The organism is Psychrobacter sp. H26, assembly GCF_059073035.1.
The window spans coordinates 3,021,638-3,037,351 of the sequence record NZ_JCACRW010000001.1; the positions used below are offsets into that span (position 1 = coordinate 3,021,638).

Consider the following 15,714-nt stretch of genomic DNA (forward strand, 5'->3'; position numbering starts at 1 on the left):
ATGATCACCGATGATCAGGCATTTATGATCAGATACTCAATAATAAAAGTTATGGCGATAGCACAAGTAAGACGATTGCTACGCCAAACTTAATATGAAGGTTGTATGTTATGAAATACACATTAACAAAAGCCAACCCTGATGCAGATACCTATCCTGCACAGACCAGCCAAACGGTCAATGATCCTATCGAAGACGAAGTCAATAAAAACGTCTTTATGGGTCGCCTAGAAGATCTTGTTCATTCAACAGCAAACTGGGGGCGTAAGCACTCACTGTGGCCATTTAACTTTGGTACCTCTTGTTGTTATGTCGAATACGCCACTACCTTGACTGCGGTTCATGATTTGTCACGCTTTGGGGCAGAGGTTATCCGTGCGTCACCTCGTCAGGCCGATGTGATGATCGTCGCCGGTACCTGCTTCGTCAAGATGGCGCCTGTTATCCAGCGTCTCTATGAGCAGATGCTTGAGCCAAAATGGGTCATCTCTATGGGTGCCTGTGCCAACTCAGGCGGTATGTATGATATCTATTCAGTCGTACAAGGCGTGGATAAGATCATCCCTGTTGATGTCTATGTGCCAGGTTGTCCACCGCGCCCAGAAGCGTTGATTCAGGGTTTGATGTTACTGCAAGAATCCATCACTAAAGAGCGTCGTCCGTTAGGTGCTTATGTCAATGAGCAGGGTATCTATCAGCCGCAAATGACGCCTGAGCGTGACCGCAAGCAGGCTGATCGTATTGCTGTCAAAAACTTGCGCAGCCCAGACAGTATCTAAGTTCTAAACAGCATTTAGACTTGTAGCAATAGTTTCAATATTTTATGCGCTTATCATAGTTCGGTTATGATCAACATAGCTCAGTTATGGTTGACATAGTTCAGTTATGATTAATGAAGGAATACATCATTCATGGTCACGGTAGTCGAAAACAAAGATTCTAAAAACATGGATCCTAGGATCAAGCCCGTCCCAGCAGTCATTACAGAGCTGGAGCAGAAGTACGCTGGTAAATTTGTTGTGCAGCACACTGTGGATGAGATTCCAACGGTTTGGGTGGCGCGTGCAGACTTATTAGACGTTCTCTTATTCCTGCGTAAATTGCCCAAGCCCTATGTCATGCTATTTGATTTGTCGGCTATAGATGAGCGCTTGCGTCAGCATCGACAGGGTTTGCCTGACAGTGATTTTACCGTTTTTTACCATTTAATGTCGCTTGAGCGCAATAGTGATATACGTGTCAAAGTCGCACTGAGCGAAGACGATCTCAACGTGCCAAGCGCTACCAATATTTGGCCAAACGCCAACTGGTATGAGCGCGAAGTATGGGATATGTTCGGTATTGTCTTTAGCGGCCATCCGCATTTGACCCGTATTTTATTGCCAAAATACTGGGAAGGGCATCCACTGCGTAAAGAGTATCATGCGCGTGCGACTGAGTTTACTCCGTATTTCTTGAACACGGCCAAGCAGCAATACGAGCAAGAAAACCTGCGTTTTGTCCCAGAAGAGTGGGGTATGAAGCGCTCAGGTCGCGATGAAGACTTTATGTTCTTGAACATCGGTCCTAACCATCCCTCTGCTCATGGTGCGTTTCGTTTGGTGCTACAGCTGGATGGCGAAGAAGTCGTTGATTGTATCCCTGATATCGGCTATCACCATCGCGGCGCCGAAAAGATGGCTGAGCGCCAAACGTGGCACTCATTCATTCCTTATACCGACCGTATTGATTATCTCGGCGGTGTGATGAATGAGCTGCCGTATATCATGTCGGTTGAAAAGCTTGCAGGAATTACGGTTCCACCTCGCGCCGAAACTATCCGTGTGATGATGAGTGAGTTTTTCCGAATCACTAACAATTTACTATACGTTGGTACGTTCATTCAGGATGCGGGCGGCATGACGCCTGTATTCTATATGTTTACCGATCGTCAAAAAGCCTATGACGTTATTGAGGCTGTGACAGGTTATCGTATGCATCCTGCTTGGTTCCGTATCGGTGGTACGGCGGCTGACTTGCCACGTGGTTGGCAGCGTCTGGTTCGTGAGTTCTTAGATTGGATGCCGAAACGCTTGGACGAGTATGTCAAAGCAGCATTACAGAACAGCGTACTCAAAGGCCGTACTCAAGGCGTTGCTCAGTACAACGCCAAGCAAGCATTGGCTTGGGGTGTGACAGGTGCGGGACTGCGTGCGACTGGTGTGGACTTTGATTTGCGTAAAGCACGCCCGTATATGGGCTATGAAAATTACGATTTTGAAGTACCCGTTGGTTACAACGGTGATGCGTATGATCGTTGTATGGTAAAAGTTGAAGAGATGCGCCAGTCATTACGTATCATTCGTCAATGTATGGACAACATGCCACAAGGCCCTTACAAAGCGGATCATCCACTCGCTGTGCCACCGCCAAAAGACCGTACGCTAAATGATATTGAGACATTGATTAACCACTTCATCTCAGTATCTTGGGGTCCTGTGATGCCAGCGGGTGAGTGTGCGACAATCGTCGAGGCGACCAAAGGTCTGAACAGTTATTACATCACCTCAGACAAAGCCACGATGAGCTATCGTACGCGCATTCGTACACCAACATTTGCGCATATACAACAGATGCCATCGGTCATTAATGGATCGCTTGTTTCTGACGCCATTATGTATTTAGCATCGATAGATATTGTGATGGCAGATTGTGATCGTTAAAGATGCCAGTAAGTCTTAAAGAATAGTTGTTTATCAATATATTATTGCCTGATGGCACACCAAAATGCTGTCACTTTTCGATATAACCCAGTTGCAATGAGACTGATATTGTCTAGTGATAGAGCAGGATGAGTGAGGAAAGATAGAAGATTATGAAAATTGTTTCCGACAAAATGCCAAAAGTAGATGTAGAGAGCATCCTCACCACTGAGGAAATTGCTGCCATTCATGAGTTTATGCATCATTACCCGCAAGCACGTGCCGCCTCGCTAGATGCACTTAAAATCGTGCAAAAGCGTAATGGCTGGGTTGATGACGCCCAGGCAAACGCTATTGCCAATATCCTAGACATTCCGATGTCAGATATGGATGGGGTTGCGACTTTCTTTAACCGTATCTACCGTCAGCCGGTCGGTCGTCATGTGATTCTGATCTGTGACTCTGTAGCTTGTTACTTGACAGGTTATGAGGCGCTATCAGCTGAAATTAGATCGCAGCTGGGTATCGAGTACGGACAGACAACTGCTGATGGTCGATTTACGTTACTACCAATTTGCTGCTTAGGAAACTGCGACAAAGGCCCGGCAGTACTGATTGACGAAGATACTTACGGCCCTGTCCAACCCTCCGAGGTCGCGCAACTATTGGAGATATACGCATGAGTTTAACGATTTCAGAGCAGATTGCTCGTCGCGGTCAAGGTCAAGCACCAAGTCAGCTAAATGCACAGCGTGTTCCAATCTATGGCGATAAAGCCACAGCGACTAGCGAAACTAAGCCATTGACGTGGCGCCTAGCGCACCATGACGCCGTGCTTGATTTAGCCACTTATGAGTCCCTAAAAGGCTTTACGGGTCTAAAAGAAGCGCTATCTAAATCGCCTAAAGAAGTTGGCAATATGATTAAAGCGGCCAACGTCAGAGGTCGCGGCGGTGCAGGTTTTAACGCTGGTCTTAAGTGGTCATTTATGTCACCTCCAGATGGTCTACCGCGTTATCTTATCTGTAATGCTGATGAAATGGAGCCGGGCACATTCAAAGACCGTTTGCTCATGGAGCGTCTACCGTTTCAGCTGATCGAAGGTATGCTCATTACCGCTCATGCGATTGGCGCGACTGACGGTTATATCTTTATCCGCGGTGAGTACATCTTAGCAGCTGAGCGTCTGGTCGCTGCTATCGAAGAATGCTTGGCTAACAATCTAATGGGCGACAATATTTTAGGCTCAGATTTTAGCTTTAATTTGCACGTGCATACGGGCGCTGGACGTTATATCTGCGGTGAAGAAACCGCATTGATTAACTGTTTAGAAGGTCGCCGTGCTAACCCACGTACCAAACCACCGTTTCCACAAATCTCTGGTGCATGGGGTCGTCCAACCGTTGTCAACAACGTTGAAACGCTGTGCAACATGCCAGCCATTTTGAACCATGGCGTTGAATGGTATCAGTCATTATCTGAAATCAAAGGCAAAAGTAAAACGCCGGGCACCAAGCTATTTGGCTGCTCAGGATTGGTTAATGACCCAGGTCTATGGGAATTGCCATTTGGTTATACGGCTCGCGAAATCATCGAAGATTTGGCAGGCGGTATGAAAGATGGTAAAACGCTGAAGGCTTGGCTACCGGGCGGTGCCTCGACTGACTTTTTAACCGCTGAACATTTAGATGTGGTAGTAGATTTTGACACCATTCAAAATGCGGGTAGCCGTATGGGTACTGGTCTGATTATGGTCGTCGATGAATCACAGGACATGGTGCCATTACTGCGCAACCTTGAGATTTTCTTTCAACGCGAGTCATGTGGTTGGTGTACACCATGCCGTGATGGTCTGCCATGGGGCGTTAAACTGCTCACTGCCATCAATGATGGTGAAGGGCAAGTGGGTGATGTAGAAAAACTAGAAGGCTTAACGCGTGACTTATGGATCGGTAAAACATTCTGTGCTCATGCGCCAGGTGCGATGGAGCCACTAATGAGTGCGATTAAATATTTCCGTCCAGAGTTTGATCAAAAAATCGCGCAGGCGGTTGGTGTCGATGTTATTGATGCGGCAGCCAACCAACAGCCAGTAGCGAAATAAGGAGAGCGGCATGGCAGTCATACATATTGATGGAACCACTGTCGAAGTAGATAGCAGCGACAACTTACTACAGGCCTGCTTATCACTTGGCATTGATGTGCCGTATTTTTGTTATCATCCAGCCCTTGGCTCAGTAGGCTCGTGCCGTCAGTGTGCGGTCAAGCAATTTCAGAATAAAGACGACATGGAAGCAGGGCGCGGTCGTTTGGTGATGTCCTGTATGGTCGCTCCTGGCGATGACATGTACATCTCTGTGACTGACGATGAAGCCAAAGCATTCCGTAAGTCGATGGTTGAGCTACTCATGACCAACCATCCACATGACTGTCCAACTTGTGAAGAAGGTGGACATTGTCACTTGCAAGACATGACCTATATGTCAGGTCATAGCCGTCGTCGCTATCGCTTTACCAAACGCACGCACCATAACCAAGAGCTTGGGCCATTCATCGCACATGAGATGAACCGTTGTATCGCTTGCTATCGCTGTGTACGTTTTTATAAAGATTACGCGGGCGGTGAAGATTTGGGCGTTTATGGCTCAAACAACCGCGTTTATTTTGGCCGTGATAAAGATGGTCAGTTTGAAAGTGAGTTTTCAGGTAACTTGACTGAAGTCTGCCCAACCGGTGTGTTTACTGATAAAACCCACTCCGATCGCTACAATCGTAAGTGGGACATGCAGTATGCGCCTAGCATCTGTCATGGCTGCTCAGCAGGTTGTAATATCTCGCCAGGTGAGCGTTATGGTGAATTGCGCCGTATCGAAAACCGCTATAACGGTGAGGTGAACCGTTACTTCTTATGTGACCGTGGTCGCTTTGGTTACGGCTACGTCAACCGCGCGGATCGTCCAACGCAAGCGCTTGAACGTATCAATGATAAGCATGTCAAAATCAATATCGACTATGCACTTGATGAAACCATCAAACGTATTAAAGATAAAAGAGTCATTGGTATTGGCTCACCGCGTGCCAGTCTAGAGACCAACTTTGCGCTCAAAAACCTAGTCGGCTTTGATAACTTTTCAACCGGTCTGAACCATCAGCAGCAAGCACTGGTCAATAAGTGCATAGAAGTGCTGAGCACTGAAGGTATTTATAACCCTAGTATGACCGATATCGAAGCGCACGATGCGGTGCTCGTATTGGGTGAAGACATCACGCAAACCTCATCAAGAGTCGCGCTATCAGTACGCCAAGCGGCAAAAAACGAAGGCTTGAAAATGGCGGCTGCGTTACAGACACAGCCGTGGCTTGCCGAACCAGTTAAACGTATTGCTCAAGATACGCTGAGCCCAGTCTATGTCATCGATGTGACGCAAACCAAGCTAGAAGACATCAGTAAAGTGAGTGTGGTTGCGACTCCCGAAGATATTATTAAACTTGGCTTTAAGGTTGCTGATGAGATTACAAACCTTTCTGACGACTTATCAGAAATAGTAGATCCGCAAGCGGCTGAGCAAGACACTGATACAAGTACTGAAACTGACGGTATGCAAGCATTGGCGCAGCAAATCGCTTATGACTTGATCCAAGCCGATAAGCCATTGGTTGTGTCAGGTAGTAGCCTGTCTTCTACCGCATTGATAGAAGCAGCGGCGCAGATTACCCAAGCATTGACCCAAAAACGTGAGGCAATCAAAGCCACTGAGCAACAGCAGGTTGACGCCCATAATGCCAAAGTAAATGCAGCTCAAGCAGAAGCTGCTGATGATCAGCCTGAAGAAGATAAAGAGCTGTCAGCCAAACCGAACAAGCCTGAAACAGGTGTGGATACAGAAGTACAGGACGATATAGAACGCGAACCTGCTGAAAACCTTGAGCTGAAAGAAGTTAATACTAAATACCAAGCGCAAGCAGGTATTTACTTAACGGTTCCTGATGCCAATAGTATGGGTGTCTGTATGCTTGGTGGTCACTCGGTTGAAGAGTTACTTGCCACTGATTATGATGTGGTCGTGGTTGCAGAAAACCAGCTAACAGATGCGATCGATGCTACTAAGTTGACACAACTATTGACGGATAAGACGGTCATTGCGTTAGATCACCAGCTGCTTGATTGGCATAAAGACGTCGATATCGTATTGCCAGCGGCTAGCTTTGCAGAGGCGGATGGTACCCTAATATCTGCTGAAGGTCGTGCCCAGCGTTTCTTCCAAGTTTATGATAATGAATACTACCACCCAATGAGTAGTATCAAAGAAGGCTGGCGCTGGATACATGCTGTCCATAGTAGCATCGAAGGTCGTGATGTTGACTGGACGCAGCTTGATGATGTGATTAATGCTCTGATTGCAACGCACCCTAAACTTGCGGGTATCAAAGGCGCTGCGCCTGAAGCGGACTACCGTATTACCGGTCTTAAGATTGCGCGTCAGCCGCGTCGTTACTCAGGTCGTACCGCCATGCGTGCACCGATCTCAGTACATGAGCCGATGCAGCCAAAAGATTTGGACACAGGTTTAACTTTCTCAATGGAAGGCTATAGCGGTAAAGAAACACCAAGCTCGATGATTCCTTTTGCCAGTGCAGCAGGCTGGAACTCACCGCAAGCATGGAACAAATACCAAGACAAAGTTGGTGGTCATCTGAAAAATGGCGATCCAGGTGTGCGCTTGTTCGATCAGCTAGAGCGTCTAGCCACTCGTCAATATGTTGCGCCAGAGGCTATGTCTGTAAACACCACTGATTTACAACAAGGTCAAGCCAAGCTGGTACCGATGCATAACATCTATGCCAGTTCAATGATGGCATCACGTAGCCCACTCGTTGCAGAGCAACTACCCGTTGCCGCATGGCGCATCGGTATTGATGATGCCAAAGACTGGAATATCGCTGCTGGTGACTACTTAGCGATTGAGATTGATAAGCAGCAGATTACTTTGCCAGTACAGTTGGTTGGTTATCTAGCAGAAGGCTGCATCGGCTATCCAGTCGGGCAGGTGAGTATCATTCATCCATCAATGCCAGCGTCGGTACGTAAAGTGGATGCACCAGTAACGATGATGGGTAGCATGGCTAACGATATGAATAACAATGTGGCTGTGCATATGAGCGCAGCACCGACCACGACACAGGAGGTGTAATATGCAAGTGACCCGTATTATCCCTGATGTGCCAAGCTTTTTGGCCAATAGCATAAGCTTTGATGCTTGGTCTATTTTGTTTTTGGTAGGTCAATCGCTAGTCATTTTTTTGGTTGTGGTACTGGTTGCTGCAATGATGATTGTCTATGAGCGCCGCATGCTAGCCTTATGGCAAGATCGCTACGGTCCCAACCGCGTTGGTCCTTTTGGTTCATTGCAGCTCATTGCAGATATGCTCAAAATCTTCTTTAAAGAAGATTGGACACCAAAATTTACCGATAAGTTTATGTTCACGTTGGCGCCTGCGGTTGCCATGTTTACGGCATTGGCCTCATTTGCCATTATTCCTATCTCGCCGACATTGGGCGTGGTTGATTGGGATATTGGTATTTTGTTTTTCTTTGCTATGGCTGGTATTGCGGTCTATGCCGTGATGTTCGGTGGTTGGGCATCTGCTAATAAATTCTCACTGCTTGGTGGTCTACGCTCTGCTGCACAGACCATCAGTTACGAAGTGTTTTTGGGCTTGTCATTAATGGGTGTGGTGGCGCTGACAGGTTCATTTAACCTGCGCGCCATTGTTGAGTCACAAGCGGACGGCTGGTACATCATTCCGCAGTTTTTTGGCTTTTTGACCTTTGTGGTCGCTGGTGTGGCGGTAACGCACAGACATCCATTTGACCAACCAGAAGCCGAGCAGGAGCTTGCCGAAGGCTATCATGTCGAATATTCGGGCATGAAATTCGGTATGTTCTTCATTGGCGAGTATGTCAATGTTGTCTTGATTTCTGCCTTGATGACTTGTTTATTCTTTGGCGGTTGGCTGGCACCTTTTAATTTAGATATTTCATTTATTCCACCAGCTTTTTGGTTCATGATTAAAACGCTGTTCTTTATGACATTGTTTGTTTTGGCTCGAGGCTCACTCATGCGTCCGCGTTATGATCAGGTGATGAACTTTGGCTGGAAAGTGTGCCTGCCAGTAACCTTGATCAATCTATTGATTACGGCTGCAGTCATTTTGATCTTTTCCCCAACGTTATAGTCATTACTAGTAGCCATCACTGATGAACTAGGGTAAAGCTGATAAGGATAATAATCCCATGTTTACTACCATAAAAAAGACCGTCATTGGTATATTTACCATTGTCCGCAGCATGTGGATGGTCAACAGTCATGCGCTTAGACCGCGTGACACCATTCTTTATCCTGAAGAGCCGGTACCGGTACCGCCACGTTTTCGTGGACGTATTGTCCTAACGCGTGATCCTGATGGAGACGAGCGCTGTGTCGCTTGTAACTTGTGTGCAGTAGCCTGTCCGGTAGGGTGTATCTCATTACAAAAAGCCGAGCGCGACGATGGACGCTGGTATCCAGAGTTTTTTCGTATTAACTTCTCGCGCTGTATCTTTTGCGGATTGTGTGAAGAGGCTTGTCCAACGACAGCCATCCAAATGACCCCAGATTTTGAATTGGGTGAATATAAGCGCCAAGATTTGGTCTATGAAAAAGAGCATTTGCTTATTTCAGGACCAGGTAAATATCCTGATTATAACTATTATCGTGTGACAGGTATGGCGGTAGCGGACAAACCAAAAGGCGCCGCGCAAAATGAAGCGGCACCGATTGATCTAAGGAGCTTGCTGCCATGATGAATATTTTGAACCATCCTGAACTGGCTGGGTTTTATTCACTGGCGGCAGTGGCTATATTTGCCAGTTTGCGCGTCGTGACTCAGGCCAATCCAGTACATGCTATCTTATCGATGATTGTGTCATTACTGGCCATCGCGGGGATATTTTTTGTACTCGGTGCACCATTTGCTGGTGCGCTAGAGATTGTCGTCTATGCTGGTGCCATTATGGTGCTATTCGTCTTCGTGATCATGATGCTCAATTTGGGTATGAGTAATGACGAGCGTGAAGAGCGTTGGCTCGATGCGGGCACTTGGGCGATACCAACAGGATTGACGATAATTATTGTAGTTGTGCTATATGCGATGATCGGTCTTAATCACGATGATGCAGTCATGATGGGCGGTACAACAATCTCTGCCAAAGCAGTGGGTACAGTGTTATTTACCAAATATATTATGCTGGTTGAAGTGGCTGCATTGCTACTCTTGGCGGCACTGGTTGCAGCCTATCATTTGGGTAAAGAATCAATCGATGAAGAGATCGTTGGTAACGATAGCCAAGACTTTCAGCCGAGCGTGGGTAGTATTGAGTTGTACGATAATGACAGCACCCACACAGAGCATGACGCCGTACAAATGGCTAAGCCCTACGAATATAAAGATGTTGACCCGCATGACTACGTAGGCATGAAGGTTGATACGAAGGTAGGCATGAAAATAGGTAGCCAAGTAGGTACGAACAAAGTCACGCGCAAGGAGTCAGACTAATGGTACTAGCAGCAAGCGTGGCACAAGATGTGTCAAACGTGCCGTTTGCCCACGAGGTGGCAGGCTTAGTACAGCCAGTTTCCGAGGCGCAGAACGTATTGGGTATGATACCCATGAGCCATGGACTGATTTTGGCAGGAATTTTATTTGCCATTGGTCTGTGCGGTGTCATGGTACGACGTAACTTCCTATTTATGCTTATGAGCCTTGAGATCATGATGAATGCGGCAGCATTGGCATTTGTAGTGGCGGGGAGTCGCTGGGTCGATCCAGACGGGCAGATTATGTTTATCTTTATTTTGACCTTGGCTGCGGCCGAGGCGTCAATTGGTCTGGCAATATTATTGCGTTTTTATCATCAGCGTGGGCATCTCGATGTCGATAGCGCCAATGAGATGAAAGGATGATGTCATGAGTTTATTACCATTAACCTTTATATTCCCGCTCATTGGCTTTTTGATTTTAGCCTTTATGCGCGACAAATTATCAGAGACGGTCGCAGCGATTGTTGGCGTAGGTAGCATGTTGCTATCAGCATTATGTACGCTGGTGGTTAGCTATACCTTTTTGACCACCAATTCAGCAGGAACGGTCGTACAGGTTCCGCTGTGGACATGGTTCCAAGTGGGCGACTTTGCGCCAAACTTTGGGTTGAGCTTTGATGGCTTAGCACTGACTATGACGGGCGTGATCACTGGGATTGGCTTTTTGATTCATATGTTTGCCGCTTGGTATATGAAAGGCGACACTGGCTTTGCGCGCTTCTTTAGCTATATGAATTTATTCGTAGCCAGTATGTTGTTACTGGTGCTAGCAGACGACTTGTTCCTGCTATATCTTGGCTGGGAAGGCGTGGGCATCTGTTCGTATCTATTGATTGGTTATTATTACCACGATAGAGCCAATGGTCTTGCAGCAATGAAAGCCTTTACCGTCACACGTGTCGGTGATGTGTTCTTGGCTTTTGGTTTGTTCTTATTATTCCGCGAGTTCGGTACGCTCAATATTCAAGAAATTATTACGCGTGCGCCGGAAGTGTTTGACATCAACAATCCAACGATGATGCTAACGACCATGATGTTGGTTGGCGGCGCGATGGGTAAATCAGCGCAGTTGCCACTACATACATGGCTTGCTGATGCGATGGCAGGTCCAACACCTGTATCAGCACTTATTCACGCTGCGACGATGGTAACGGCAGGGGTTTATCTGATTGCCCGTTTACATCCATTGTTTGAACTGACGCCGGGCATCTTGTTGTATTGGGTTGGCGGCGTGGGTGCATTGACGCTTGTCGTTGCTGGATTCTGTGCGCTCGCGCAAACAGATATCAAACGTATCCTTGCTTACTCGACCATGAGTCAAATTGGCTATATGTTCCTAGCACTTGGCGTAGGCGCATGGCAAGGGGCTATCTTCCATCTAATGACCCATGCTTTCTTTAAAGCATTGCTGTTCTTATCATCAGGGGCGGTCATCCTTGCGGTACATCACGAGCAAGATATCTTTAAGATGGGTGGTCTGCGCAAAAAGATACCATTGGTATTTTGGTGCTATATCGTCGGTGGCGGTGCACTCGCTGCGATACCTTGGGTTACCGTTGGTTTCTATTCTAAAGAAGCGATTCTTTGGGAAACTTATGCAACAGGTCACTTAGTACTATTCTATATGGGTGTATTTGGTGCTTTCTTAACCGCGATTTATACGTTCCGTATGATTTGGATCATATTCTTTGGTGAAGAAAAAACCCATGCGCATAAACTATCAGGGGTGTCGTATTGGTTACCGTTGACGGTATTACTCGTGCTATCTACAGCCGTTGGTGCATGGATTACACCGCCACTACAAGGCGTATTGCCGGAGAGTGTGGGTCATCTGTTAGAAGTTGCAGGTCAAGATCACGCTAAGCACACCGCAGAGTATATTGCGATGGGTGCGATGGTAGCAGGTTTGATATTGGCAGCACTATTATACGTCGTCAATAAAGGTCGCATGCTGACCAGCTTTAAGCGCTCACGTATCGGCGCGGCACTATATCACTGGTGCTACCATGGCCTAGGTTTTGATGCGCTGTATGATGTGATTTTTGTAAAACCCTTTTTGTTCATCGGCCGCTTACTTAAAGCCGACCCTATCGATAAAACGTGGCTAACATTACCTAAACTGGCTTCAGTAGGTAACAAAGTATTGTCTGCGACGCAAACAGGGTCACTTCGAGGTTATGCTACAAGCTTTGGTTTGGGTATGGCTGTATTGCTGGTGCTGGTAATGATGACGGTGGTGTAAAAGATGATTGAATTACAACAAACGTGGATGCTACCAGCATTAATCGCAATTCCCTTTATTGCAGGGTTGCTATGCTGGTTGGTAGAGCGATTTAATAAACGTCTGCCGCGCTGGATTGCCTTAATTGGTATGACGTTGACCTTTGCGTTGTCATTGGTACTTTGGCAGCAAGGTGATTTTAGCGGTATGAGCAAGCAGGTCATTGCGCCAGATGCGGCGGTGCCTTGGGTCGCTGAGTTCAGTGTGCCATGGATACCAAGCTTCGGTATTAGTTTTCATTTAGCATTAGACGGTCTGTCATTGATGATGGTGGCATTGACTGGTTTGCTAGGTGTGGCAGCTGTTGCCTGTTCATGGAATGAGATTCAGCGCCGTGTTGGTTTTTTCCACCTAAACTTGTTATGGAGTTTGGGCGGTGTCATCGGGGTTTTCTTAGCAATTGATTTGTTCTTATTCTTCTTCTTTTGGGAGATGATGCTGGTTCCGATCTACTTCTTGATCGCCATTTGGGGTCATGATGTGGTTGGTAAAACCAAAGAATATGCCGCAACCAAGTTCTTTATTTATACCCAAGCGTCTGGGCTTATCATGCTCATTGGTATCTTGGTATTGGTTATTATCAGTTACGCGCAAAAAGGGGTGGTGAGCTTCAACTATAATGATTTGCTCGGTACGTCTCTTGGCGGCTGGGAATATCCAATCATGCTGTGCTTCTTTATTGGCTTTGCGGTGAAATTGCCAATTATTCCTTTCCATGGTTGGTTGCCAGATGCGCATGCGCAGGCACCAACAGCTGGTTCGGTAGATTTGGCAGGTGTTTTGATTAAAACTGCTGCATATGGTCTGATTCGTTTTGTCTTGCCATTATTCCCAGTAGCGTCACAAGAGTTTGCGCCGATAGCGATTACCTTGGGTACGATCGGTATTTTCTATGGCGCGTGGCTTGCGTTTATGCAGACCGATATGAAGCGTTTGCTCGCTTATACCAGCATCTCGCACATGGGTTTTGTGGTACTAGCAATCTATGCAGGGACATTGCTCAGCTTACAAGGTCTGATGATTCAGATGCTTGCTCATGGTTTGAGTTCAGCGGCATTATTCATTATGGCAGGGCAGTTGTATGAGCGTTTGCATACTCGTGATTTGACCTTGATGGGTGGTATGTGGGGTCAGTTCCGTTACTACGCGCCGATCCTGATGTTCTTCTGTGCCGCGTTATTGGGTATCCCAGGCACAGGCAACTTCATTGGCGAGTTCATGATTTTATTTGGCTCATTTGCTCAGTATCCTGTGTTTGTGGTGTTTGCAACATTTAGCTTGGTACTAGCTGGTCTGTACTCACTTATTTTGATTCATCGCGCATTGTTTGGTGAAAACAACATTGCTGCATTGGCAGAGCGAGAAACCAAGTCACATGGCCTACCTGTTCGTAAACTTAAAGATCTTGGCAAACGTGAGTTGTCACTACTACTGATGTTGGCGGCGGGTTTGGTATGGCTTGGACTATATCCACAGCCATTCCTTGATACGTCAAGTCATGCGATGCAGTGGATCAACAATGCATATATATACAGTCAAGTGACGCAGGTAGATGCATCGCAACTGCTTGATGTAATGGAGGCACGTTAAGTCATGAATGAGATTAAGATGAATGATTTGATAGGATTGTTACCTTACGCGCCGATCATTGCCGTGGTCATTACGGTACTCGTGGTGATGATTGCACTCACTGTTAAACGCTCTCATATGGTCACTGGTACGATTACGGTGGTCGGCTTAAACATCGGTCTATTTACCTTATTAGGGCAAATGGCTGGTCTAATCGAGAGCGGTGCTATTGCGCCAAATGCTGAGCAGTTATTTGTTATTGATAACTTCGCTCAGTTTAATATGGTAGTGATTTTTGTCTGTGCCTTGGCTTGCTGTACGTTATCGTATGCGTACCTCGCCAACCTCAAAGACAATAAAGAAGAGCTATACTTGCTCATGTTGCTAGCGACCACTGGTGCACTATTAATGGTAAGCGCGCAGCACATGGCATCGTTCTTTATGAGTCTAGAGATGCTATCAGTACCGCTGTATGGGATGCTGGCTTATACGTATATGCGTAACCAGTCGCTTGAGTCGGGACTTAAATATTTGGTGCTATCGGCGACCGCATCAGCGACGCTTCTGATGGGCATGGCCTTTATCTATGCAGAAGTAGGCTCGCTGGCATTTAAGCCAATCAACATGGTACTGGGTAATTTATTTGAGTCGCCACTATTGATTTTGGGCGCGGCGATGATGATGTTTGGTATCGCGTTCAAGCTCTCTGCAGCTCCCTTTCACATGTGGACACCCGATGTGTACGAAGGGGCACCAGCACCTATCGCTACTTTTTTAGCCTCTGTATCAAAAGTTGCGATGATGGCGCTAGCGGTTCGCTTCTTGATCGATACGGCGTTATTAGCACTACCATCAGTACAAATGCTACTAATGGTAATGGCAACCTTGTCTATCTTAGTGGGTAACTTATTGGCAGTTCGTCAGACCAGTCTCAAACGCCTACTCGGTTACTCATCTATTGCCCATATGGGTTATGTGATGATTGTTATCGTCAGTATTGGCTCAGCTGCTGATAGTATCTCTAGTATGTATATGGCAGTCTATGCCTTTACCTCTATTGGTGCCTTTGGTGTTGTGACGTTGATGTCGAGCCCATACCGCTTATCTGGTGAAGCTGACGAGCTGACTCACTATCAGGGGTTATTCTGGCGTCGTCCAGTACTGACCGCTGTGATGACTATCATGATGTTGTCATTGGCTGGTATTCCACTGACGGCAGGCTTTATCACAAAGCTATTTGCTATCTTGGCTGCTGTACAAGGAACCAATTGGTTCTTGGCTGCGATGATTATTTTGGGTAGTGCGATTGGTCTATTCTACTACTTGCGCGTTTTACTTACGCTATTCAAACGTCCTAAGCAGTTCATTGAGTTTGATGTCTCTGGACAATGGGGTATTCGTACCGGTGGTATCATGGTCATTGCGGTCACAGCGATTATTCTGTTCTTTGGTATCTTGCCGAACAGCATGATTGAGTGGGCAAGCTTGGCTCGTATTTGGTAGTATCAAGATTGAGCAGTAGGTAAGCCTTATCTCCTGTTAC

At 46.6% G+C, this 15,714-nt stretch carries 12 protein-coding genes; all 12 read left to right on the plus strand.

The window, feature by feature from the left end:
- The first annotated feature begins 110 nt into the window (after nt 1-110).
- The 12 genes from AC5JPT_RS12640 (at nt 111) to AC5JPT_RS12695 (ending at nt 15,674) form a co-directional block, all read left to right on the plus strand.
- Entirely contained in the window at nt 111-779 is a 669-nt protein-coding gene (locus AC5JPT_RS12640; RefSeq protein ID WP_443524778.1) for a NuoB/complex I 20 kDa subunit family protein, read from the plus strand.
- 168 nt (nt 780-947) lie between these two features.
- The gene (gene nuoC, locus AC5JPT_RS12645) at nt 948-2,702 is read left to right on the plus strand and encodes an NADH-quinone oxidoreductase subunit C/D (RefSeq protein WP_493858480.1); all 1,755 of its coding nucleotides are present in this window, start codon (nt 948-950) and stop codon (nt 2,700-2,702) included.
- Nucleotides 2,703-2,854: 152 nt separating this feature from the next.
- Nucleotides 2,855-3,364 (plus strand): NADH-quinone oxidoreductase subunit NuoE, encoded by a 510-nt coding sequence (nuoE, locus tag AC5JPT_RS12650; RefSeq protein WP_201555956.1) that lies wholly within the window; start codon nt 2,855-2,857, stop codon nt 3,362-3,364.
- Nucleotides 3,361-4,785, plus strand: a complete 1,425-nt coding sequence (nuoF, locus tag AC5JPT_RS12655) for an NADH-quinone oxidoreductase subunit NuoF (protein WP_493858302.1) — start codon at nt 3,361-3,363, stop codon at nt 4,783-4,785. The genes nuoE and nuoF overlap by 4 nt, the downstream gene beginning before the upstream one ends.
- 10 nt (nt 4,786-4,795) lie before the next feature.
- The gene (gene nuoG, locus AC5JPT_RS12660) at nt 4,796-7,873 is read left to right on the plus strand and encodes an NADH-quinone oxidoreductase subunit NuoG (protein WP_493858303.1); all 3,078 of its coding nucleotides are present in this window, start codon (nt 4,796-4,798) and stop codon (nt 7,871-7,873) included.
- A gap of 1 nt (nt 7,874) precedes the next feature.
- Nucleotides 7,875-8,918, plus strand: a complete 1,044-nt coding sequence (nuoH, locus tag AC5JPT_RS12665) for an NADH-quinone oxidoreductase subunit NuoH (RefSeq protein WP_493858304.1) — start codon at nt 7,875-7,877, stop codon at nt 8,916-8,918.
- A 58-nt stretch (nt 8,919-8,976) separates the two neighbouring features.
- Nucleotides 8,977-9,525, plus strand: a complete 549-nt coding sequence (gene nuoI, locus AC5JPT_RS12670; protein ID WP_021813437.1) for an NADH-quinone oxidoreductase subunit NuoI — start codon at nt 8,977-8,979, stop codon at nt 9,523-9,525.
- Nucleotides 9,522-10,277, plus strand: a complete 756-nt coding sequence (gene nuoJ, locus AC5JPT_RS12675) for an NADH-quinone oxidoreductase subunit J (RefSeq protein ID WP_493858305.1) — start codon at nt 9,522-9,524, stop codon at nt 10,275-10,277. Before nuoI ends, nuoJ begins: the two co-directional genes overlap by 4 nt.
- A 98-nt stretch (nt 10,278-10,375) precedes the next feature.
- Nucleotides 10,376-10,684: an NADH-quinone oxidoreductase subunit NuoK gene (nuoK, locus tag AC5JPT_RS12680; protein ID WP_025653102.1), complete on the plus strand. Its 309-nt coding sequence runs from the start codon at nt 10,376-10,378 to the stop codon at nt 10,682-10,684.
- 4 nt (nt 10,685-10,688) lie between these two features.
- Entirely contained in the window at nt 10,689-12,563 is a 1,875-nt protein-coding gene (gene nuoL / locus AC5JPT_RS12685) for an NADH-quinone oxidoreductase subunit L (protein WP_493843583.1), read from the plus strand.
- 3 nt (nt 12,564-12,566) lie between these two features.
- Nucleotides 12,567-14,192: an NADH-quinone oxidoreductase subunit M gene (gene nuoM / locus AC5JPT_RS12690; protein ID WP_319049918.1), complete on the plus strand. Its 1,626-nt coding sequence runs from the start codon at nt 12,567-12,569 to the stop codon at nt 14,190-14,192.
- A gap of 3 nt (nt 14,193-14,195) precedes the next feature.
- On the plus strand, nt 14,196-15,674 hold the full coding sequence (locus AC5JPT_RS12695; RefSeq protein WP_493843582.1) for an NADH-quinone oxidoreductase subunit N: 1,479 nt from the start codon (nt 14,196-14,198) through the stop codon (nt 15,672-15,674).
- Nucleotides 15,675-15,714 lie beyond the last annotated feature (40 nt).

Excerpts from the sequence above, each read along its gene's own strand:
- AC5JPT_RS12695 (WP_493843582.1), top strand. The coding sequence starts at position 14,196 with ATGAATGAGATTAAGATGAATGATTTGATAGGATTGTTACCTTACGCG.
- nuoG (WP_493858303.1), top strand. The coding sequence starts at position 4,796 with ATGGCAGTCATACATATTGATGGAACCACTGTCGAAGTAGATAGCAGC.
- nuoM (WP_319049918.1), top strand. The coding sequence starts at position 12,567 with ATGATTGAATTACAACAAACGTGGATGCTACCAGCATTAATCGCAATT.
- nuoJ (WP_493858305.1), top strand. The coding sequence starts at position 9,522 with ATGATGAATATTTTGAACCATCCTGAACTGGCTGGGTTTTATTCACTG.
- nuoL (WP_493843583.1), top strand. The coding sequence starts at position 10,689 with ATGAGTTTATTACCATTAACCTTTATATTCCCGCTCATTGGCTTTTTG.
- nuoE (WP_201555956.1), top strand. The coding sequence starts at position 2,855 with ATGAAAATTGTTTCCGACAAAATGCCAAAAGTAGATGTAGAGAGCATC.
- nuoH (WP_493858304.1), top strand. The coding sequence starts at position 7,875 with ATGCAAGTGACCCGTATTATCCCTGATGTGCCAAGCTTTTTGGCCAAT.
- nuoC (WP_493858480.1), top strand. The coding sequence starts at position 948 with ATGGATCCTAGGATCAAGCCCGTCCCAGCAGTCATTACAGAGCTGGAG.
- nuoI (WP_021813437.1), top strand. The coding sequence starts at position 8,977 with ATGTTTACTACCATAAAAAAGACCGTCATTGGTATATTTACCATTGTC.
- AC5JPT_RS12640 (WP_443524778.1), top strand. The coding sequence starts at position 111 with ATGAAATACACATTAACAAAAGCCAACCCTGATGCAGATACCTATCCT.
- nuoF (WP_493858302.1), top strand. The coding sequence starts at position 3,361 with ATGAGTTTAACGATTTCAGAGCAGATTGCTCGTCGCGGTCAAGGTCAA.